Annotated in this window: 23 protein-coding genes; 15 read left to right on the top strand and 8 right to left on the bottom strand. The window is 52.2% G+C overall.

The genetic code is table 11. The features are described from left to right. The first annotated feature begins 110 nt into the window (after positions 1–110). From MKX64_RS15765 to MKX64_RS15775, 3 genes are all read left to right on the top strand, one after another. Positions 111–599, top strand: coding sequence for a hypothetical protein (locus MKX64_RS15765; protein WP_155617875.1), 489 nt, complete (start codon positions 111–113; stop codon positions 597–599). Positions 600–740: 141 nt separating this feature from the next. Next, complete coding sequence (locus MKX64_RS15770; protein ID WP_341036576.1) at positions 741–1,664, top strand: AEC family transporter; 924 nt, start codon at positions 741–743, stop codon at positions 1,662–1,664. A 177-nt stretch (positions 1,665–1,841) separates the two neighbouring features. Then, complete coding sequence (locus MKX64_RS15775; RefSeq protein WP_095398989.1) at positions 1,842–2,693, top strand: VOC family protein; 852 nt, start codon at positions 1,842–1,844, stop codon at positions 2,691–2,693. 98 nt (positions 2,694–2,791) lie between these two features. Here the strand turns inward: MKX64_RS15775 and MKX64_RS15780 are convergent, their stop codons facing one another. After that, positions 2,792–3,322: a hypothetical protein gene (locus tag MKX64_RS15780; RefSeq protein WP_095398990.1), complete on the bottom strand. Its 531-nt coding sequence runs from the start codon at positions 3,320–3,322 to the stop codon at positions 2,792–2,794. A gap of 248 nt (positions 3,323–3,570) precedes the next feature. On the opposite strand from MKX64_RS15780, the gene MKX64_RS15785 reads away from it, so the two are divergent. Beyond that, entirely contained in the window at positions 3,571–4,185 is a 615-nt protein-coding gene (locus MKX64_RS15785) for an ArsR/SmtB family transcription factor (RefSeq protein ID WP_330163961.1), read from the top strand. A 74-nt stretch (positions 4,186–4,259) separates the two neighbouring features. Continuing rightward, complete coding sequence (locus tag MKX64_RS15790) at positions 4,260–5,066, top strand: MBL fold metallo-hydrolase (protein WP_095264898.1); 807 nt, start codon at positions 4,260–4,262, stop codon at positions 5,064–5,066. Between the two features lie 121 nt (positions 5,067–5,187). Here the strand turns inward: MKX64_RS15790 and speD are convergent, their stop codons facing one another. Beyond that, positions 5,188–5,994 carry an adenosylmethionine decarboxylase gene (gene speD / locus MKX64_RS15795; RefSeq protein WP_095264899.1) on the bottom strand — a complete coding sequence of 269 codons (807 nt, stop codon included), beginning with the start codon at positions 5,992–5,994 and terminating at the stop codon, positions 5,188–5,190. 310 nt (positions 5,995–6,304) lie between these two features. Beyond that, on the bottom strand, positions 6,305–6,766 hold the full coding sequence (locus MKX64_RS15800; RefSeq protein WP_095264900.1) for an SRPBCC family protein: 462 nt from the start codon (positions 6,764–6,766) through the stop codon (positions 6,305–6,307). Positions 6,767–7,024: 258 nt separating this feature from the next. On the opposite strand from MKX64_RS15800, the gene recQ reads away from it, so the two are divergent. From recQ to MKX64_RS15815, 3 genes are all read left to right on the top strand, one after another. Further along, on the top strand, positions 7,025–8,899 hold the full coding sequence (gene recQ, locus MKX64_RS15805; protein ID WP_095398992.1) for a DNA helicase RecQ: 1,875 nt from the start codon (positions 7,025–7,027) through the stop codon (positions 8,897–8,899). Between the two features lie 74 nt (positions 8,900–8,973). Continuing rightward, positions 8,974–10,728 (top strand): B12-binding domain-containing radical SAM protein, encoded by a 1,755-nt coding sequence (locus MKX64_RS15810; RefSeq protein WP_155617877.1) that lies wholly within the window; start codon positions 8,974–8,976, stop codon positions 10,726–10,728. 114 nt (positions 10,729–10,842) lie between these two features. Then, on the top strand, positions 10,843–11,004 hold the full coding sequence (locus MKX64_RS15815; RefSeq protein WP_176475621.1) for a hypothetical protein: 162 nt from the start codon (positions 10,843–10,845) through the stop codon (positions 11,002–11,004). A 187-nt stretch (positions 11,005–11,191) separates the two neighbouring features. On the opposite strand, the gene MKX64_RS15820 is transcribed toward MKX64_RS15815, so the two are convergent. The 4 genes from MKX64_RS15820 to MKX64_RS15835 all read right to left on the bottom strand — a co-directional run bounded on the left by MKX64_RS15820 (position 11,192) and on the right by MKX64_RS15835 (position 14,990). Then, a complete protein-coding gene (locus MKX64_RS15820; RefSeq protein WP_095399002.1) occupies positions 11,192–12,163 on the bottom strand; it encodes an alpha/beta fold hydrolase in 972 nt (323 codons plus the stop codon). A 190-nt stretch (positions 12,164–12,353) separates the two neighbouring features. After that, positions 12,354–13,322, bottom strand: coding sequence for a type I phosphomannose isomerase catalytic subunit (locus MKX64_RS15825; RefSeq protein WP_095398994.1), 969 nt, complete (start codon positions 13,320–13,322; stop codon positions 12,354–12,356). 124 nt (positions 13,323–13,446) lie between these two features. Further along, a complete protein-coding gene (locus tag MKX64_RS15830; RefSeq protein WP_341036582.1) occupies positions 13,447–14,037 on the bottom strand; it encodes a tRNA (mnm(5)s(2)U34)-methyltransferase in 591 nt (196 codons plus the stop codon). Next, positions 14,037–14,990, bottom strand: a complete 954-nt coding sequence (locus tag MKX64_RS15835) for a TIGR01212 family radical SAM protein (protein WP_095268129.1) — start codon at positions 14,988–14,990, stop codon at positions 14,037–14,039. The genes MKX64_RS15830 and MKX64_RS15835 overlap by 1 nt, the downstream gene beginning before the upstream one ends. 306 nt (positions 14,991–15,296) lie before the next feature. On the opposite strand from MKX64_RS15835, the gene MKX64_RS15840 reads away from it, so the two are divergent. Further along, positions 15,297–15,479: a hypothetical protein gene (locus MKX64_RS15840; RefSeq protein WP_095268130.1), complete on the top strand. Its 183-nt coding sequence runs from the start codon at positions 15,297–15,299 to the stop codon at positions 15,477–15,479. Positions 15,480–15,668: 189 nt separating this feature from the next. After that, positions 15,669–16,379 carry a tRNA (guanosine(46)-N7)-methyltransferase TrmB gene (gene trmB, locus MKX64_RS15845; protein WP_095398996.1) on the top strand — a complete coding sequence of 237 codons (711 nt, stop codon included), beginning with the start codon at positions 15,669–15,671 and terminating at the stop codon, positions 16,377–16,379. 72 nt (positions 16,380–16,451) lie between these two features. On the opposite strand, the gene MKX64_RS15850 is transcribed toward trmB, so the two are convergent. Further along, positions 16,452–17,588 (bottom strand): MGDG synthase family glycosyltransferase, encoded by a 1,137-nt coding sequence (locus tag MKX64_RS15850; protein ID WP_095398997.1) that lies wholly within the window; start codon positions 17,586–17,588, stop codon positions 16,452–16,454. 659 nt (positions 17,589–18,247) lie between these two features. Here MKX64_RS15850 and MKX64_RS15855 point away from each other — a divergent pair. From MKX64_RS15855 to MKX64_RS15875, 5 genes are all read left to right on the top strand, one after another. Then, positions 18,248–19,486, top strand: coding sequence for a glycosyltransferase family 2 protein (locus tag MKX64_RS15855; protein ID WP_095268133.1), 1,239 nt, complete (start codon positions 18,248–18,250; stop codon positions 19,484–19,486). 279 nt (positions 19,487–19,765) lie between these two features. After that, positions 19,766–20,260 (top strand): translation initiation factor IF-3, encoded by a 495-nt coding sequence (gene infC, locus MKX64_RS15860; protein WP_141235868.1) that lies wholly within the window; start codon positions 19,766–19,768, stop codon positions 20,258–20,260. Between the two features lie 26 nt (positions 20,261–20,286). Further along, entirely contained in the window at positions 20,287–20,487 is a 201-nt protein-coding gene (gene rpmI / locus MKX64_RS15865) for a 50S ribosomal protein L35 (protein WP_095268134.1), read from the top strand. 30 nt (positions 20,488–20,517) lie between these two features. After that, entirely contained in the window at positions 20,518–20,877 is a 360-nt protein-coding gene (gene rplT, locus MKX64_RS15870) for a 50S ribosomal protein L20 (protein WP_095268135.1), read from the top strand. A gap of 142 nt (positions 20,878–21,019) precedes the next feature. Continuing rightward, positions 21,020–21,337: a hypothetical protein gene (locus MKX64_RS15875; protein ID WP_095268136.1), complete on the top strand. Its 318-nt coding sequence runs from the start codon at positions 21,020–21,022 to the stop codon at positions 21,335–21,337. Positions 21,338–21,350 lie beyond the last annotated feature (13 nt).

Raw genomic sequence — 21,350 nt, forward strand, 5'->3', positions numbered from 1 at the left:
TAGCTTCCTAGTAGAGCCAATACCGGGCGTTTCTCACTTTTTGTTGAGAAATTGTAGAGTCGATTTTCCTATACTTTGGGAATGAAGCTCTAATAGGAGGTACATATTTGATGAAGGTGATTCGAAAATTCAAGGAATTTGCCTGGGAAAGACCTGTCGGTCTCGATCTGGATACATTTCAGGAGAAACAGCTGGATCAAGAAGAGGATGTGGAGTACTGCCGCGGTTTTTATATGCTGCATAACAATGAGATGATCGGCATCGTAGCGACCGATGAGGGCCCGGCTTTTTTCAGTAATGGCAAGGTGTACTTGCTGAAAGAGAAGGGGTTTCGGTTTGTGCTGAAAAGCAGTGGCGACTCGAACAACTTTACTTTTATGTGGGAGGGGCAGGTGGAGTTTCACGTCAACTATTTGCGCAGCTGGATCCAAGGTGGTGGGAAGCAGGCGAGCGAGTCGTCGGTCGACTTTTATTCCTGGCTGTGTGAAGCGGCAGCGATGAAGCGTTTTTATTCGTTCTATACCGTGAAGAATGTCAAAGCCCGTGAACTGTTTGCCACTCTAATGACACATCCCCCGACCCATACTAAGGTGGTTTAAATCGGCTCCATTGACGGAAAATGCAGCTCCAACTGCGATTATTCCATGCCTTCTCCCGCTAATAAGTTTTGGACGTAAGCCGGGATTATGAGGTAGGATGAAGAGAGTTGTCGAAAATTTTCCGTCAAAGGGTGAACCTCATTGATCTCCGAATTTTTATCTATCCTATACAGTGTCTTCCTTCCTATATCCCTGCCGGTGATCGGCGGCGCGCTGCTGAAGGGGCTCCGAGGACTGGATACGAAGGCGTTATCCAGCCTGTCTCTGTACGTGCTAAGTCCGGCACTTCTCTTCGAAACGCTTAAGAATGCTTCCATCACCTCCGGCGATATCATGACGACGGTCATCTTCTGTCTGCTGAATGTGGTGGTGCTGTCATTGCTAAGTACGCTGACTGGAAGATGGCTCCGTCTGCCGCAGACGGAAAGCTCAGGCCTGGCTCTGACCGCCATTTTTACGAACAGTGTCAACTACGGTTTACCGCTCGTTCTGCTGGCGTTTGGTCAGGCAGGGCTGGACAAGGCATCCGTGTATGTCGTGATACAGATTATCATTATGCATACGCTGGGCGTGTATCTGGCGGCAAGATCGCACTTTTCGGCGAAAAAGGCGGTTCTGTCCGTATTTAAACTTCCGGCAGTGTACGCAGCCTTGCTGGCGGTTGTGTTTCGCGTGACCGGTTATCAGCTGCCGGATGGTTTGGAGACCGGGGTGTCGATGCTTTCGGCCGCTTACGCGCCGCTGGCGCTGGTTATTTTGGGGGCGCAGATGGTGGGCGTACGAGAGGATGCGGGTGCATTATCTGTCAGCCGACGGGGCTTCTGGGCGGGCATGACGATGAGAATGCTGGCCGGTCCGCTTGCTGCGTGGGGGCTGCTGATCCTCCTTGGTGTAGACGGCGATTTGTTTGCCGTGATACTTGTGCTCTCCTCCATGCCGGCAGCCGTCAACGCCGTTATTTTAGCCGAGGAGTATGATGCCGCACCGAAGCTGGTGTCCAGATGTATTCTGTGGACAACACTGGTCTCGTTTATCATGCTGCCCGTGCTGATTGGCATTCTGTAACATTCTTTACCTCAATACAAGCCTGGCAGGGACGCACCTTGCCAGGCTTTTGATTTTCGTTTGACAAATCGTTGATATCCGAACTATAATTACAACTACAAGTTAGTTACTTATTTTTTGTTAGTTTATTCAAAGATGAGATCGTCATATATACATTTTCTTGAAGGAGTGAACATTATGTCATCTGTATTGCATCCGTCGCTCGGGCTTGGCCCGGTATCACTTCGCATTAGCGATCTTGCAAGATCAATTCGTTTTTATACAGAGATTGTCGGTTTGAGAATCCTTCGCCAGCAGGGGAGGACCGTGGAGCTGACAGCAGACGGCCGGCATACGCTCGTTCAGCTTCATGAGGTTGAAGCGCTTCGGCCCAAGGGCAGAGCTGCCGGACTGTACCATTACGCCATCTTGCTCCCGGATCGGGAGAGCCTTGGCCTGGCGCTGAGAAATCTGATCGCGCATAACATTTCCGTTGGCCAAGGGGATCATCTGGTTAGCGAGGCGCTCTATATTAACGATCCGGACGGCAACGGGATCGAAATCTATGCGGATCGCCCTCGGGACACCTGGAAGCGCGATGCGAACGGGGAATATGTTATGGCCACAGATCCCGTCGACGTCGAAGGGCTCCTTGCTTTGACGGATGGCCTGGAATGGACGGGGCTGCCGGAAGGAACGGTTATGGGGCATGTGCATTTCCATGTATCGGATCTGGCTGAAGCGAGACGGTTTTATTGCGATATTCTTGGGTTTGAGGTTACAGCCGCCTATGGAGGCGCAGCCTTGTTCGTCGCTGCCGGAGGCTATCACCATCATGTTGGACTGAACACCTGGGCCGGAAGAGGAATCCCGAATACGGCGCCAAACCAGGCGGGAATCGAGCATTATACGATCCAGCTGCCGAGCAGTGAAGAGATCGAGACGGTCATCAGTCGTCTTCGGGACTCGGGTCATGAAGCCGAGCAGCGTGACGATGCTTGGTACGTGCTGGACCCTTCGGATATTTGGATTCGGTTTATGACCGCTTGATGCGAACGGACAAAAGGGCTCCGAGGTGGAATGACTCGGAGCCCTTTTGGATTGTATGCGGCGGACCGGCCGATCGACATCTGTCATGCAGCTTGGTTTTAGGATTTCCTTGCAGCAGCCTCGTTTAATGCCGCTAATGTTTGCAGCATGTAATCGACCAGCTTCGGAAGATCCCCCATCTGTTCCTCGTGAATTTTCCGTGAAAACCCGATTTCAATGGTGCTGAGATAGCGCACAGGCTTCTCCCCATACATAAAGCCGACGGTCTGGATCGGCTGAACCTCCGGCTCCCATATACGCTGGACAATCTCGGCCATCACCGGACAGCCGGCCTCAACATCTTCGATCGTTTGGGTGAAGCGAAGCTTCAGCGCACATCCCGGTGTCTCATCAGGGATTTCCAAAATTTCAGCGGCTAAATCCTGCACCCCCGCTTCCAGGACAATCTCGGCATAGGTTTCGTGTTGACCGGTCAACTCGAATTGCAGCACGAAGCATCTGGACATGACGGCCATGTTCAGTAGATCAGAGCGGCCCGTGACAAGCACTTTTTTGTCGAGATTATCCAGATCGTAAACGATATTCTCTATGCCTACTTTTAAATTCTCAAATACAGTCGGGTCAAACATCCGGACACATCCTTGTCGCTTATAATCCAGCAGAAGGGGCTGTCGATACGGTATCGTCGATACTATATCATATCTGATTGTGCCGGAAAATAACCCCATGCTGATCCAGATGCTAACTCTTCTACGACAGCGATGTCGAAGGGGGCCATCGCCCCTCCAAACCAAAGTGAGGTTGATCTGGAACGAACAGTAGAGTATACTCAAACGGTAAAATAAATTTTACTGAAGCGAAAAAAAGAGGTGATCGTGTGACAAGGTCAGGTGTGTATATCATTAAAACGCATGAGCAGCTGAAGGCCATCGCTGACCCGCTCCGAACCCAAATTCTCATGAAGCTGGTGAAGGATGCTTACACCGGGCAGCAGCTGGCGGAGCTGCTTGGCATCGCACGCCATAATATTTACTTCCATCTCAAAGAGCTGGAGAAGCATGACATCATTCAGATCGTGCACAAGGAAGAGAAGAACGGCATCGTGCAAAAATACTACCGGGCTGCGGCGAGCCGCTTTATTCCGGAGGATCATTTGCTGCCCAGCATGGACCTTGTCGAGACGTCGCGCCAGGTATTCCTGGAGACGGTCGAGGGAACCCGCTCGCGAATTGAGCTGGCAGACCCGGCCGCATTTGCGCTTGACAGCTCGAATGAGCATTGTCGCAAAAACATTGCCGCAACCTATCAGCTTCATACAACACAGGAGAGCTTTCATGCATTCGTGGAGGAGTTCAAGCAGCTGCTGGACAAGCACTTTACGACAGCTGCCAAGGATCATCCCATGGATCAGGAGCGATCCGAAGAGACCCAGAAGCCATACTATTTGAGCTTGATTGCCTTTCAGGATGAGCATGGGAGCGACCGTTCCTGAAGGTGTTGGTAAACCTAAGACAGCTATGCGTTGTAAGGATGAACTGAAGCAAAAAAAACGAGGGGGACGATACAATGAACACCACGGCTTACGACATCGTCATGGATGATCCCTGGTTCACGGTAACCAGGCTGGATGAGACGACATATGCCATTAGCGAATACGGCCACTGGGAGAAGGTGCACTCCTATCTGCTCCTTGGCAGCGAGCGGGCAGCGCTCGTGGATACCGGACTGGGCATAGACAACATCAAGCGCATCACCGATCAGCTGACAGATCTGCCGATTGTTGTGCTGACCACGCATGTGCATTGGGATCATATCGGCAGCCACGGGCAATATGCGGAAATCTATGTGCATGAAGCCGAGGAAGAATGGCTTCTCCATGGCATTCAGGGCCTGTCTATTGAGCAAATCCGCAAGGATGTATCCAGGGATATTACCAGACCGGTGCCGGATTCCTTCCAGCCGGAGTTGTATACGCCATATCAAGGCAAGCCTGCTGGCCTGCTGCGTGAGGGGGATGTGATCGACCTGGGGGGCAGACGGCTGACGGTGTACCATACGCCGGGTCATTCGCCGGGCCATATCACCGTCCTGGATACGAGCCGGGGATACCTGTTCACCGGAGATTTGCTCTATGACGAGACGCCTGTCTATGCATTCTTCCCGACAACAAGCCCGGAGGATCTCGTTCGCTCGCTTGAGAGGATATCAGAACTGCAGGGCATTACCCGCATATTCGGCGCCCATAACCGGATCGGCCTTCCGCCATCCCTGCTGCAAGTGGTGAAGGAAGCGGCTCAGCAGCTGCGGGCCCAGGATCTTGTCCGTTTCGGTACCGGCATTCATCGGTTCGACGGATTCTCTGTGCAATTCTGATATCCTCCGCTTGCTCAAGAAACAAGCCGCTGATCATTCAAGTTGTCTTGAACCGTCAGCGGCTTGAATTGTATGGGGCTGGCACTGGCATGATGCAACGTCCGGCGCTGAGGAAGGCACCTTAGTCCATCGTTCTGCCGTAATAAATCTCATCCATCTCCAGCTTGAGGCGGTCGGTAATTTCCTGCTGCTCCTGCGGGGACAGCTTGTCCTTCGTATAACCGAACAGATAGTTGTCCAGATCAAACTGCTTGAGCTTGCATTTGGTATGGAACAGCTTCTCCTGATACACGTTAACATCGATCATATCGTACTGGTCCTTCACTTCATCGGGAATATAGTTCTGGATGGAGCTGATCTCATGATCGATAAACAGCTTATCGCCGTTAATGTCCCGGGTGAAGCCGCGGATTCGGTAGTCGATTGTCATAATGTCGGTATCAAAGGAGTGGATCAGGTAGTTGAGCGCCTTAAGCGGGGAAATTTCCCCGCAGGTAGATACGTCAATATCGGCCCGGAAGGTGCTGATGCCTTCATTCGGGTGATACTCCGGATACGTATGGACCGTAATATGGCTTTTGTCCAGCTGCAGCACAATATTGTCTGGCAGAGGCCCCGGCGATTCCTCATAGGACTCTTCCGGCACCTCGACGACAGGCCCCTCGGATACAAGCACAGTTACGCTTGCGCCTTGAGGCACGTAGTCCTGCTTGGCCACGTTCAGCACATGGGCGCCGATAATTTCAGAGACGTGGGTCAGAATGCTGGTAAGCCTGTCGGCATTGTACTGCTCGTCGATATATTCGATATAAGCTTCACGCTCTGCCTTCGTTTTTGTATAACAGACATCATACATATTGAAGCTGAGTGATTTCGTCAGGTTGTTGAATCCATGCAGCGTAATCCGCTGTTCAGGTGAATAGTCCATATGAAATCCCCCTTGCGGTTAATGGTTAATATGCCATTTCGAGTACCTATTGTTTCCGAAAACAGGCATTCTTAGTCCAGGGATGGGACCCTCTTAGGCATACATAAGTTTATAACCGAAATCGAGGAGGGAGTAACAGAACAGCGTATTTGGAAAAAGCTGACCCCTCTGTTTATGAAGCTTTAAATTCCATCAGCGCGATGACAATAGCCACAAGGATGTCACCGTAAAACCGCCGTGCGGCCACCATACCGATTACGTTAACGGTAGAACACAAATGTTGGGCATCTGTCTCGATTCCTTTATTCGATTATTGGCAGCAGAGAATGCCTTCCCCTGATTCCATCCGGGACTTCAAACTTGTGAGCATATCTTTCCAAGCCTCAACATGCCACTTTCTGGCTGCAAGCCAGTCGGCGGAATCCTTCCATCCGTCATGGCGAAGCGTTACCCGTGTCCCATCCTGCTGGGGCTCCAACCCAACTTCAACCGAGGTGAGCTGCCCGCTGTGGTTCATCGTTTCCGCGAACGGATCGGGTCCCTTCCACTCAAAGATCAGCAAATGCGGTTCCTCTGCCTTCAGGATGGTGCAGCCGGAGGTGCTCATGCTGCTTGGATTCGCAGGGTTGAAATATAGTTCGAATCTCCCTCCTTGCCAGGGCTCGATAACGGCGGCAGGCGCAAACCATTCCTTTATGCGATCGGCTTCTGTCCATGCGCGCCATACGAGGGATATATCTGCCTGGATATGTGTTTCCTGTGTGATAACCATTCGTAATTCCTCCATTCATAACAATAGCTTGGGGTGAATCGTAATGTTCTTTGCCTGCATTTCATTATAACGGTTCCGTGCCCCCAAGAATTCTTCTACTTTGCGGAAGTTGCAGCGTTCTTCTCAATCAGCAGCAGCGGCAGAGTGACGCCGATGGGCGGATCGTTTTATTGTTTTTCCTGCCCGACTCGGTTGCTCATTCGATGAAACACCATTAAACTTAAAGGATGACCGGTTTTTGATAAGGAGTTTTTATCCATGAATGTGGAAGCCAGGAGCAATGAATTGATGAATATGGACACCGCGAAGGAAATTTTGCAGCGGTATTACGGGTACCCGGACTTTCGGGAGGGGCAGAAGAAGATTGTGGACAGCCTGCTCCGTGGACGGGATACACTTGGAATTATGCCGACAGGCGGAGGCAAGTCGATCTGTTATCAGATTCCGGCACTGATGCATCCTGGCCTGACGCTTGTTATATCGCCGCTGATCTCACTGATGAAGGACCAGGTGGATGCGCTGACGACCGCGGGTATTTCTGCGGCTTATATTAACAGCACGCTCAGCGGCAAGGAAGTGAATGAACGGATTCGGGCTGCGAAGCGAGGGGACTTGAAGCTGCTGTATGTCGCGCCGGAGCGGCTGGAGCTCGACTGGTTCCGGGAGGAGATGGCCGGCCTTGACATCTCGATCGTCGCTGTGGATGAGGCCCACTGCGTATCCCAGTGGGGACATGATTTCCGTACAAGCTACCTGGCGGTAGCACCGTTTGTCGACGCTTTGCCGCAGCGCCCGATTGTGGCCGCCTTTACGGCGACGGCAACGCCAGAGGTTATGGAGGATATGCAGCGTCTCCTTCAGCTTGATCAGCCGCAGGTGTTCGTTACAGGTCTTGGCCGGGACAATCTGGAGATGTCGGTGCTGCGGGGGGAGAACAAGCGCGAATTCATTATGGATTACGCCGCTTCCCATGCCCATCAGTCAGGCATTATCTATGCTGCAACCCGCAAGGATGTGGACGATTTATGCCAGCGACTGCAGGCGCAGGGCATCGCCGCCGGGCGGTATCATGCAGGCATGAGCGATGCGGAGCGGGCGGAGAGCCAGGAGGCGTTCCTGTATGATGATATTCGCGTCATTGTAGCGACGAATGCATTCGGTATGGGGATAGACAAGTCCAATGTTCGTTACGTCATCCACTACAATATGCCGAAAAATATGGAGTCCTACGTTCAGGAGGCAGGCCGCGCGGGCCGGGACGGTGAACCGAGCCAGTGCATCCTGCTGTTCAGTCCGCAGGACATCATCACCCAGAAATTTCTGATCGAGCAAAATCCCCAGGATTCAGAGCGCAAGCATAACGAATACCGGAAGCTGCAGCAGATGATCGATTACTGCTACACCACCCGCTGCCTTCGCAGCGCGATGCTGGATTACTTCGGGGAAGCCCATGACGACAAGCCATGCGGCACATGCAGCTCCTGCACGGACGATCGTGAGCTGATCGATATCACGGTCGATGCACAGAAGATTTTCTCCTGCATTCACCGCATGCGCGAACGGTTTGGCGTGTCGACCGTCGCTGCGGTGCTGAAAGGCTCCAGAGCGAAGAAGGTGCTGGAATACGGGTTTGACCGGTTGCCTACCTATGGAGTGATGTCGGGCCGCACGGAAAAGGAAATTGCCGAAACGATCAATGTGCTCGTATCCGAAGGATACCTGACATTAACGGAAGGGCAGTACCCTGTAGTGAAGCTTCAGAGCGCCGCGGCCGAGGTGCTGCGGGGGCAGAAGGAAGTCATGCAGCGTGTGCCGAAGCCTTCCCGCACGAAAGCCGGGCAGCGGAGCGCAGGGCGGCGTGATTACTCGCCGTCTGCGGTCAATGAAACGATATTTGAGCAGCTGCGCCTGATCCGCCGCGAGCTTGCAAGCAAAGAGCATGTGCCGTCTTACATCATTTTCAACGATGCAACGCTGCGGGAGATGAGTGTCGTTTGCCCGCAAACGGAACAGGAGATGCTGGGGATTAAAGGGGTTGGGGAGATGAAGTTTCGCAAATACGGCCAGCCGTTCCTCGACTTTTTCCAGAATCAGCCAGGCAGTGGCGGAGATGAGCCTGTTTATGAGTTTTGAGATAAGGGAGCACTGAGCCCACCCAGCTGTACCGAAGTACGCACTACACTTTCACATATGAAGGAACGTGAATCATGAAGGTTTTACTGTCCGCTTTAAATGCGAAATACATTCATACCTCGCTTGCGATTCGCTGCCTGAAGGCATACAGCGAGAAGGAATTTGATATCGAATTGGCGGAGTATACAATCAAGGACCCGCCGATGAATATCGTGTCCGACATCTTCCAGCGCAAGCCGGATGTGATTGGATTCTCTTGCTATATATGGAATATTGAAGAAACGATTAAAGTGATCGACATTGTGAAGAAAATTATGCCAGAGGTCAAGATCATTTTGGGCGGACCGGAAGTGTCCTATGATACCCAATATTGGATGGAGCGGCTGGCCAATGTCGATTTTATTGTGATGGGGGAAGGCGAGGAAACCTTCCATCACTTACTGCAGGAGCTTTCGAGCACGCGCAAGTTTCACTTTGTGTACGGCGTCGCGTATCGCAAGGGCGATGAGATTATCCTCAATCCGCCGCGACCGAAGGCGATCCTGAACGAGCTGCCCTCCCCGCACAGATTCCCGGAGGATATTCCGCATCTGGGCAAACGGGTGGTCTATTTCGAGACGAGCCGGGGCTGTCCCTTCAGCTGCCAGTTTTGCTTGTCCAGCATCGAGGTTGGCGTCCGGTACTTCGATATTGAACGCACGAAGTCCGATCTGCTGTACCTCATTGATCAAGGGGCCAAGCTGATCAAATTTGTGGACCGCACCTTTAATATCAAGCGGGATTATGCGCTGGAAATGTTCCAGTTTCTGATCGAGAATCATGGCGGCTGCGTGTTCCAGTTCGAAATTACGGCGGATATTATGCGGCCGGAGGTGCTGGATTATTTGGCGAAGAATGCGCCCCCGGGCATATTCCGGTTCGAGATCGGCGTTCAGTCTACCAACGATCCGACGAATGAGCTGGTAAAGCGGCGGCAAAATTTCACCAAGCTGTCCAGAACAGTGACCATGATCAAGGAAAGCGGCAAGATCGATCAGCATCTGGATCTGATTGCGGGCCTGCCGCTGGAGGATTACGATACGTTCCGGAAAACGTTTAACGACGTATTCGCACTCGGACCGGAGGAGCTGCAGCTGGGCTTCTTGAAGATGCTACGCGGAACAGGGCTCCGGCATGATGCGGCCAAGTATAACTACACGTATATGGACCATGCCCCTTATGAAATTTTGGGCAGCGATGTGCTTCCTTTCTCGGATATCGTCAGGCTGAAGCGGCTGGAGGACGTGCTTGAGAAATACTGGAATGCCCACCGAATGGACCATACGCTCAACTATTTGATGAAGCATGAGTTCCCGTCGCCGTTCGACTTTTTCCAAGCGTTCGGAGATTATTGGGAGAGCCAGGGCTGGCAAAAGATCGGGCATCAGCTCGAGGATCTGTTCACGCGCCTGACAGCATTCCTGGAGCATCGACAGACACCGCGTATGGACATCGTTATGGGCTTAATGAAGTTCGATTATTTCCTGGGACATAAATATAAACCTCGGAAAATCTGGTGGGATTTCTCGCTGGATAAAAGCGATTGGTCAGCCCATATGAAGCGAATTGTCGAAATGCCGTCTGCCGTGTCGGAAGAGTTTGCGAAGCTTGGCCTGACGGAGCGGGAGCTTCACAAGCATGCGATGATTGAAATGATGCCGTTTGATTTGAATGATGCGATCCAGGGCGGCAGCGGCCTCACCGGTGATGCGAATCGGCAAACGATGCTGATTGTGCTCTATCAGCAGGATGATAGCGGGCGCCCGCATTACTATACCATGCCGGTTTAATGAACTTCGGACATCGGTCTGATGTTCTCGAATAGCGGGAGCTGCGGCTTGGAGCATAAATCTCGCTGATCTCGGGAAGCTAACCTTATTCACCTAATAAGGGAGGTTTCAAGCATGAGCAAGGAGCATCGGCAGCATGAGGAGCCGAGCGTTGCACCAGGGATGGAAACGAATGATGCCCTGCGCGAAGAGGCGACGGATGAAGAGGTCCGGCAGGGGGATTACACGGAGGTTACCCAGCTTGCCATCGACCGCACTCCTAATGATGAAGAATGAAGGGAAGCTGGCTATTAGCCGGGAATTGAAACTGCCTGCTGCGTGGAGGCTCATACTGGTGATTGAAAAAGCGATCTGTCTCCGCGAGGGGACAGATCGCTTTTTTTGTTGTCGGACCGGAATAACGGCCGTCTTCAGGCTCGCTGAGCCTGTTAGCTTCGGATGCGTTCGGTTCCGCTCCTCAACGTCACTCGTCGGCCGGCGAGGAAGAAGACGCGTGTCTGTCTCTTTCGTCAGTTGTATGCCTCTCCAGCCAATCAAGCACATCGGCAGCGACTTCCTGTTTGTTGATCTCATGCAGCATTTCATGCCGGCCGCCAGGGTACAGCCGGAACTCCAGATCGGTGATGCCGTGCAGTTGGTACAGCTCGATCAAGCTGCGGACGCCCTTGCCGCGTAGACCGACAGGATCTTCTTCGCCGGAGAAGATGTATACCGGCTTCTCCTTCGGCAGCCCCTGCAGCAGCTTGGGCCTGTGAATTTGGCGCAGCAGGCGAAAGAACTCGCGGAAGAAGCGGGCGCTGCATACCTGGCCGCAATAAGGGTCCTGGATGTACAGGTCCACTTCGGCTTCATCGCGGGAAAGCCAATCGAACGGGGTGCGGATGGGCCCAAAACCCCGGTTGTATGGCCCGAACACGAGCGCATTCAGCAGCAGGCTGCGATGCTCATCTCCTTGAAGCCGAGACTGAGCCGCAGCCAGCTTCTCGGCGAGCCCGAGCATTCTGCGCGGGCCGTTCGATCCTGACAGAATATAGCCATCGAAGCGGTCGCCGTGCGTGCACATCACTTTTTGGGTTAAAAAGGAGCCCATACTATGTCCCATCAAAATATGCGGTATCCCGGGATGACGCTTGCGCAGCTCGGCAGCGAGCAGGAGCATATCCTCAATCATGCCCTCGATGCCATTGTCTCCGGGATCACCGAGGCGGCTAAGCTCTCCGGCGGTAACGCCATGTCCGCGATGGTCGTTGACATATACCGCATAACCGCGGGCTGTCAGCACTTCAGCCAGCTCCGCGTACCGCGCGCCTGTCTCGCACATGCCATGGGCGATTTGCAGCACTGCCCGAACGTCTGTGCCAGACGCGGGAAGCCAAGCACGCACAAACACATCCATGGCCTGCGTATTCAGCATCGTAAACGTTTCAGCTTGCATGTTGCGTTGCACCTCCGCCATACCGTGAGTTTCCATTCCGTTGCTGGCCGGGACGTTCAGGGTATCCAAGCCGATCTGCATGTTGTTCAGCAAGGAACCGGCTGTCCCGGAGCAAGTAAAGCAACTGCCGGGCACCTGCCCGGCATGAAATGCAAAGTCAAGCTAAGTTGTGCGGAAATCTCAAGCTGTGTTATGGAAGATAAGAGCGAAGCACAGTAGAGCTGCCTTCGAGCTTGTAGCTTCCAAGATTGGCAGGGAGCAGGAAGCATTGACCGGAAGCGAATGGCTGAGATCCGCCGTCCCAGCTGATCACGCCCTCGCCGTCACACACCACGAGGATGGTGAAGCTGTCTGTGGAAGTCGAAAGCTCCCATGGGCCAGACACAATTCCTTTTTCTACTATAAAATAAGGCGATCTTGCCAGCTCGAGCCACTCGCCCGGAACAGCCCCCTCTGTGCTCATGGTCGTAGCGCCAGAGCCTTCATAGGCCGTCACATTCAAGGAGTCCTCGATATGGAGCTCACGCGGTTTACCATCCAGTCCCGGACGATTGTAATCATAAATCCGGTACGTAGTGTCCGAGTTTTGCTGAATTTCTGCAACAACAACACCAGCGCACAGGGCATGTACGGTGCCGGCAGGTATGTAGAACGTATCACCGGCCTTGACCGGCACCTCGCGCAGAAGCTCCATAACCGAATCGTTCTCGAGCGCCTGCCGGAGATCGGCCCGGGTAACGCCGTCTTTCAGACCGTAGATGATTTTGGCATCCGGCTTTGCGTCCAGCACGTACCACATTTCCGTTTTTCCAAGCTCGCCTTCCGGAAGCCCTTCGTAATCATCGGTCGGGTGAACCTGTACCGACAGATTATCGTTGCAGTCCAGCAGCTTGATCAGCAGCGGAAAGCGGCCGTTCACTTCAGAAAATCCTTTGGCACCGAACCACTCGCGGCCGAATTGCTCGCGAATCTCGTCCAGTCCCTTGCCGGCAAGTTCACCATTCATCACGTTTGTCGTACCGTTCGGATGGTCGGCAATCATCCAGCCTTCACCGATATGTCCTTCTGGAAGCTGCAGGCCGAATTGCTCCAGCGCCCGGCCTCCCCATACTCTTTCTTTGAACTCAGGTTGAAACAGCAGCGGATACGGCTGTGTCATCGTGATCATCACCTTTCGTCATGTTAGCGTGTTATATATAAGATGAACAAAAAGCTTGCTGCTTGACGCATTTTTTGTTCAATTTATATCGTGTCTGTTGATGCGGGTATGCACTTTAATTCCATTATATCGGTTTTCTTCGCTCCAGTGCGATGAGATAGGGCGCAGCAGGCCGCTGCAGGTTGCGGTACAGAATGGACTGCGCCGTATGCTGCGGGATGGCGGCTGCCCACTGCTCCACCGTCCGGGCTTCGGTCTCCCCTCCAGGATGTCCCGGATACAGCACGATCGTCACGATGCCGCCGGGGCGGAGCAGCTCCAGCGAGCCGTCGAGCGCTGCGATCGTTGTCTCCGGCTGGGTGATAATGGTCTTGTCCGCTTCGTCGGCGGGGAGGTAGCCGAGATTGAACATGATCGCACCTACCTTGCCGACATAGGGTGCGGGAATGCTGCCGCGCATATCCTCATGGCTTTGCAGATGCAGGGAGACGCTGGCCACTTCCGAGGAAGCCTCCTTGTTAAGGCGCTGCCTTGTCAGCTGAAGGGCCTCCTCCTGGATATCAAAGGCAAACACGCTTCCCTTCGGACCGATACAACGGGCGAGAAAGAGGGTGTCCGCTCCGGTCCCGGCGGTGGCATCGACGGCAATGTCCCCCGGCAGCAGCCGTTCGGATACCAGCTTGTGAGCAAAGCTAAGCACAGATAGAAATCCCATCAGCGCCCCCTCCACAGCTTGCCCTGCCAGGTGTCGCGGTGTCTGAGCTCGGCATCGATCGAGTTGAGCACATCCCATTTGCGCTGGCTCCAGAGCGGGCCGATCAGCAGATCGCGCGGAGCATCGCCGGTCAGACGATGCACAATCATCTCCGGCGGCAGAAATTCCAGCGTATCCACAACCAGCTTCACATATTCGTCCTTGTCGAGAAAACGGAGCAATCCGGCTTCATACTGCTTCACCATCGGCGTTTTGCGCATCAGGTGGAGCAGGTGGATTTTAATGCCCTGTACGTCCATGTTGGCCACGGCTCTGCCGGTTGCGAGCATCATCTCGCGGTCCTCCTGCGGCAATCCATAGATGATGTGGGTGCATACCCGGATGTTATGCTTCCGCAGCTTCTCTACCGCTTCCAGATAGCATTCCGTATCATGGGCGCGATTGATGAGCTGCGAGGTGGATTCATGGATCGTCTGAAGCCCCATCTCCACCCACAGGTATGTTCTCTCGTTCAGCTCGGCCAAATATTCAACCACATCGTCCGGAAGACAATCGGGGCGGGTCGCGATCGACAAGCCGACAACGCCGGGCTGCTCCAGAATGACCTCGTAATATTCGCGAAGCTCTTCCACCGGAGCATAGGTGTTGGTGTACGCCTGGAAGTATCCGATATATTTGGCGCTCGGCCATTTCAGATGCTGCCTGTCGCGGATCGTATTGAACTGGGTAACCAGATCGTCGCGCCGGCTTCCGGCAAAATCGCCCGATCCGCGGGCGCTGCAGAACGTACAGCCGCCCTTGGCAATCGTTCCGTCACGGTTCGGGCACGTAAATCCGGCGTCGAGCATGACTTTGAACACCTTGTCTTGAAACTGGCTGCGCATCTCGTAGTTCCATGTATGGAATCGCTTGTCGCCCCACAGCTGCGGGGCAGTTAACATTGGCGTATTCATAAGTCTCCTTCTGTGCTGTTTGTTCCTCGTCTTTCGGCCTTGATTCAAGGGCAACGAGAATACAGCGAGTATAGATCGTTTCTCGCCTTTAGGGCAGACATATGTATTGTAACAAAAAAGGGCGCGGCATCATATACAGGTCTTCATGCCCAATTCATGTGGATTCACTTGTGTGAGAACGATAATCTTGGTATATTTAATGTATAGAAAGAGAATGATTCAAGCGGATTTCGCTTGGGTAATTACCGGATAGGATTCATATTTGTGAGACGTCATGGATACAATTATACCGTGAGGTGATTACGAATGAATTCATCGGCAATCAAGACAGACGACAAAGGCAAAATCGCTGTGGAGTTGACCCCGAATGAAGCATTGGCTCTGACAGGTGTCGAATTCAACGACAATCAGCATATCAAGGCTTCGGCGCAGCGCAAGATTCGGGATGCCTTCGAACGAACGTTTGAGTTTCAGGCAGAGAACAGGTAGCTTCTTCACAGGTTAATAACCGCGGAACCCCAATTCCAAATATAAGAAAAGGGAACCTGTATGATGCTTACGGGCATCGCATAGGTTCCTTTTTCTATGCCCTCTTTACTTTTGGGACGAACTTCGGCACAATAATGCAGTATCGAACATTCATAATCATGATTATATAGACAGTTTCGGAGGTATAGGATGCGTTTACGCGGAAGAAAAGGAATTCGGGAAAGTTTGGAGGCACAGCAGGATCTCGTCGTTCTGAATCCTGCACAATATAAAGGAAAATGGGCGTCGCTCTTTGGCAATGATCGTCCGATTCATGTGGAATTTGGCATGGGTAAAGGCCAGTTTATCAGTCAGATGAGTTACAAGCACCAGGATGTCAATTTTATCGGCGTGGATATGTATGATGAGCTTATCCGCCGGGCCAGCGAGAAGGGAAGAGACGTCTGGGCCGAGGAGGGTGTGGAGACCCCGCCGAACTTAAAGCTGGCGCTGTTTAACCTGGAGCAGGTGGAGGAAGTGTTCGAGCCGGGGGAACTGGAGCGAATCTATCTGAATTTCAGCGATCCCTGGCCGAAGGCAAGGCATGCCCGCCGCCGCCTGACACATCCGCGGTTTCTGGAGAAGTATAGCCGCATTTTGAATGCGCGGGGAGAGATCCATTTCAAGACGGACTCTGTCAGCCTGTTTGAGTTCTCGCTGAATGCATTTGCGGATTTTGGGCTGCAGATGACCAACATCTCGCTTGATCTTCATCGCGATGGATTGAATGAACAGTTCGTCATGACGGAGTATGAGACCAAATTTGTTGGTCAAGGCATGAACATTCATCGCTGCGAGGTTATCGTCGGGGAAGAGGCGCTGGCGAAGTACAAGCAGGAACGTCTCAAAAAATACAGCTGAGTCTGGATAGCCTTGAACCTCATATGAAAAAAGCTGCCGAGGCCAAGCCTCGACAGCTGAACGGTGCGCTTCTTATGGTGAAGAGAAGGGCACCTTTTCGTTTTCCAGCATCTCAATAATGCTGCGCGCACATTGCATCGGATAGAAGCGCTCGATATTGCGCAGGTTCTGTTCTCTGCGCTCCACCATTTGGTCATATTGATGCAGCAGTATGTTCATCCATTTGCCGATCACTTCCAGAGAATCAATCGGCTCGCCCAAGCCTTGAGCGGTGAAATATTGGCAATTTTCCTCCTCCTGGCCAGGAAGCGGCTGGTGAAACAGCATCGGAATGCCCTTGGCGAGACCTTCGGTGCAGGTCATCCCCCCGGGTTTTGTCACCAGCAGGTCTGAGACTTCCATCAGCTTGTCGATTTCCCGGGTGAAGCCGAGAATCTTGATGTTGGGATGCTGGAACCTCGGGTTGCTTTCCATCTCTTCCCGGGCTTTGTCGTTATTGCCCAGGCAGAAGATGAGCTGGACATCCTGGCGCCACCTGGTCAGGAATTCATGCACAACTTCATCGTTCATGATGCCCCAGCCACCGCCCATAACAAGCACGGTCGGCATGTCGGCCAAGCCGAACTTCTCGCGGATTTCCTCCTTGCTCGGATGCGTCCAGAAATCCGGGTGAATCGGGATGCCAGTCACCTGGATTTTGGCATGGGACACGCCGCGGTTGAGCAGCTTGCGCTTGACCTCGGCCGTGGACACGAAATATCGGTCAACCTCGGGGCTGATCCACGTATCATGCGCATCGTAGTCCGTGATCACCGTACAGAGGGGGATGTTCGTGCCCAGCCGTTTCAATCGGGAGATGACCGCACTCGGAATGAAATGGGTACACACAATAATGTCTGGCCTCAGCTGCCGGACGACATCCTGCGTGCTCGTATAGAAGATGCGGTGCAGCGCCAATGTCGTAAACCGGTTGAATGATTTTTGGTGCCGATACATGTATCCGACCAGTTTCGGCGTGGACGTAATGGTCTTACGATAGGCCGATATAATAAGCGGAGCGATCTTGGGATTCAGGAAGCTACCAAGCTCAAGCACCCGTGTCTGGACATCTGGTGATAATTGCCTAATGCTGCTGGAGAGTGCGTGGGCGGCCTGCGTGTGGCCAGCACCGAACCCCTCGGATAGCAGCAAGACTCTTTTTTTAGCCACGACTTCGTTCACCCGTTCTGCAGCGTTATTATTAACCTTAACATATCGACTTTAAGGCGAGATTGCAACTATGACCCGGCGAATGTCCAGGGACTTTCGTCCCTGAGGCTTTTTTGGCAGCATTCGGGAAGCCAGCTCTGGCAAGGGGCGGCTGCTGCTTGCTGGGGCACGCGCATTTTGTAGAAAAGAAGGGTCCTTGGACTTTTGACTTGGCAATTTGTTATCGCTACAATGATTCAAACGGACGCCTGGAAGTTTATTAGAGAGAAAGAAAGATAACGGGGTTAAACTTTTTTGGAGTTCGTTGCGTCTTAAATATTGTGGCGGACAAGTTGGTATTGCAAAAATTGGGCACACTAAAGAAATAAAAAGTAAGCAAACAGATGAAAATAACAACTAAAGCTGCTGGAAACGAAGCTTGCTGGCATACCCCGGTGCTAATTTGCGCTCATTTGCGATCTTTTTCCGTAAATTAGAGCTTTCACGCTTTTTGACAAAGCATCCAAAAGTGTGGAAAATCGGGTATGACGTGCAAAACTGCCCCGCGGCACCGAGGCTACAGAAAGAGAAAACAACGTTACAAGGGTCAATCAAGCAAACATTACACGAGAGACAAACAAAAACATTCTCGGGGTATAAAAAGGGGGTAACGGAGAATCATGACAGACGCCATCTTTATCGCGCTCCAACTATTTTTGGCAGCCGTAGGTGTGTACCAGTTTACATTCTCTCTATTCGGTTTGATCAAAAGAAAAAAGAAAAAGAACTTCGAACCGAAAAAATCATTTGCAGTGCTTGTCGCTGCCCACAATGAAGAACAGGTTGTCGGAGCGCTGATGGAGAACCTGAAGCAGCTCGACTATCCGAAAGAACTGTATGACGTATTTGTGATTTGCGACAACTGTACGGACCGTACAGCTGAAATCGTTCGAGAGCACGGCATGAACGCTTGTGTGCGCACGAACCAGAATCTTCGCGGTAAAGGGTACGCGATTGAATGGATGCTGAAAGAGCTGTGGGCGATGCCGCGTCAATACGATGCTGTAGTCATGTTTGATGCCGACAACCTGGTGGCATCGGACTTCCTGACGCATATGAACAACGATCTGTGCTCCGGTGCGAAGGTGATTCAGGGTTATATCGATACGAAGAACCCGGAGGATTCCTGGATTACGGCTGCATACGGCGTATCCTACTGGTATATTAACCGCCTGTGGCAGCTGTCCCGCCACAATCTGAACATGGCCAACTTCCTTGGCGGCACCGGCATGTGCTTCGAGACCAATCTCCTGAAAGAGATCGGCTGGGGCGCAACAAGTCTCGTAGAGGACCTGGAGTTTACGATGCGCAGCGTCATGCGCGGCGTGTATCCGAAATTCAACTATGAGGCCAAAGTATTTGACGAGAAGCCACTGACGTTCAAGGCTTCAGCAAGACAGCGCCTGCGCTGGATGCAGGGGCACTTCACGGTCGCGCGCCGCTATTTCTTCCCGCTCATCTGGCGGGCGATCAAAGAGCGGAGCATCGTCAAGCTGGACCTTGCGCTATATGGAGTCAACGTGTACATCGTGCTGCTGACCTTCTTGCTTACCGCGGTCATTTGGGTGGATAATTCCTTCTTTAATGGCCCGAACATTGCGAATCTGTACGGACACTTGCCGCTGTGGCTCAGCTTTACCGCCATTGCTGCCAACGTGTTTACCTTCATGATTGCGATGATTCTGGAGAAGGTGAAGTTCAAAAAGGTGTATATGTACCTGGTGCTGTTCCCTGTGTACTTGCTGTCTTGGTACCCGATTACGGTGTACGCGTTCTTTACCCAGAACAACAAGCAGTGGAGCCATACGGAGCATACGCGTGTCGTACGCCTGGAGGAAGTTCAGAGCAAGCAGGGTTAAACCCGTCGTCGATATGAATTAGAAGTTGACACGAATAAAGTCAGTTGTTATACTATTAAAGTCTGTTAAACAGAATATCTGATTGCAAGCAGAAGCGCCGCTTCTCACCTGACCGACTTGAGTTGGCTGGTTTGATCACGAAATCAACGAGTGAATGAAACGTTCATTTTTGAGATGAGTTATCAATTGAGGGATGTCGGCAGTGAGCCGTCATCCCTTTTATTCTTTGCAAGCAGGAATCAAAATTTATGGAGGTGGAGGACTATCAGTAAGGAACATATGATCAATGAGGAGATTCGGGCAAGGGAAGTACGCTTGGTTGGCCCTGAGGGCGAACAGATCGGCATCAAGCCGTTTCGTGAAGCGCTGCAAATGGCAATTGACCTGAATCTGGACCTGGTAAACGTGGCACCTCAGGCGAAACCGCCGGTATGCCGTATCATGGATTACGGAAAATTCCGCTATGAGCAGCAGAAGAAAGAGAAGGAAGCCCGCAAAAACCAGAAAATCGTTGACATTAAGGAAGTGTGGTTCCGAGCCAACATTGAGGAACATGATTTCCAAACCAAGCTTCGCAATGTCGTGAAGTTCTTGAAGGACGGCGATAAAGTAAAATGCTCGGTTCGTTTCCGCGGTCGTGAAATCACACATGCCAACATTGGCCAGAAGATTTTGGAGCGCGTGAAAACTGAGGTTGCGGACCTCTGCGTCGTTGAGCGTCAGCCGAAGCTGGAAGGCCGCAGCATGATTATGATTTTGGCTCCTAAAGCCTAAGAGACATTAGAGGAGGAAGTAGTACAATGCCTAAAATGAAAACACACAGCAGCCTGAAAGGCCGCTTTAAAATTACCGGTACGGGTAAAGTAAAACGCTACAAAGCTTACAAAAACCACCTGCTGTCCCACAAATCCAAGCGTGCGAAGCGCGTATTGTCCGGCAGCCCGGTAATGGCTCCTGGAGACGTAAGACGTTTGAAGCAAGGCTTGGCTAACCTGAAATAGTAAACAACATTTATTGGGAGGTTTTTTGATATGGCTAGAGTTAAAGGCGGATTTGTTGTTCGTCGTAGACATAAAAAAGTATTGAAACTTGCGAAGGGTTACTTCGGTTCTAAACACCGTATTTTTAAAACGGCTAACGAGCAGGTTATGAAATCCCTGGTTTATGCTTACCGGGATCGTCGTCAAACCAAACGTAACTTCCGCAAACTATGGATCGTTCGTATTAACGCGGCTGCACGTCAAAACGGCCTGTCCTACAGCAAGCTGATGCATGGTCTGAAGCTGGCTGGCGTTGACATCAACCGCAAGATGCTGGCTGATCTGGCTGTTAACGATCTGAACGCATTCAACTCTTTGGCTACTGTAGCTAAAGAGAAAGTGAACGCTTAATCCATTCATACGCTGCATATAGATTTAGGAGAGAACCGCTGATTTCATTCGGCGGTTTTTTTTCGTGTACAGGGCGATGAAACAAGCACGTCCCTCCAAAGCGGCATACGCTGAAATGTATCACCATCTGAGGAGGGATCTTATGCATAAGCCTGTCAGCAAGGCCCAGGCGCAGCAATATGTGGGCAAAACAATTGTGGCATATAAGAAAGACGGGAGTGTGGTCACAGGCAAGCTGGTTCGCATAGCCGGCAACCGTCTGTATGTGCAAACCCGTTCAGGCAAAAAAGTGAAAACGAAGGCGTTGGCACCGCTGGTGCTGTTTGACCTGCTGGCGATCGGAACCGCTCCATACGCTTATGGGTACGGATATCCGGGTGCTTTCGGAGGATACCCTGGAGGCTTCGGCTACGGGCCTGGCGTCGGATTCCCGTATGGAGCAGGAGGGTTCTTCTGGTAAACCTGGCCGCGCC

Source organism: Paenibacillus sp. FSL M8-0334 (assembly GCF_038000405.1).
Lineage (GTDB): Bacteria > Bacillota > Bacilli > Paenibacillales > Paenibacillaceae > Paenibacillus_AQ > Paenibacillus_AQ campinasensis.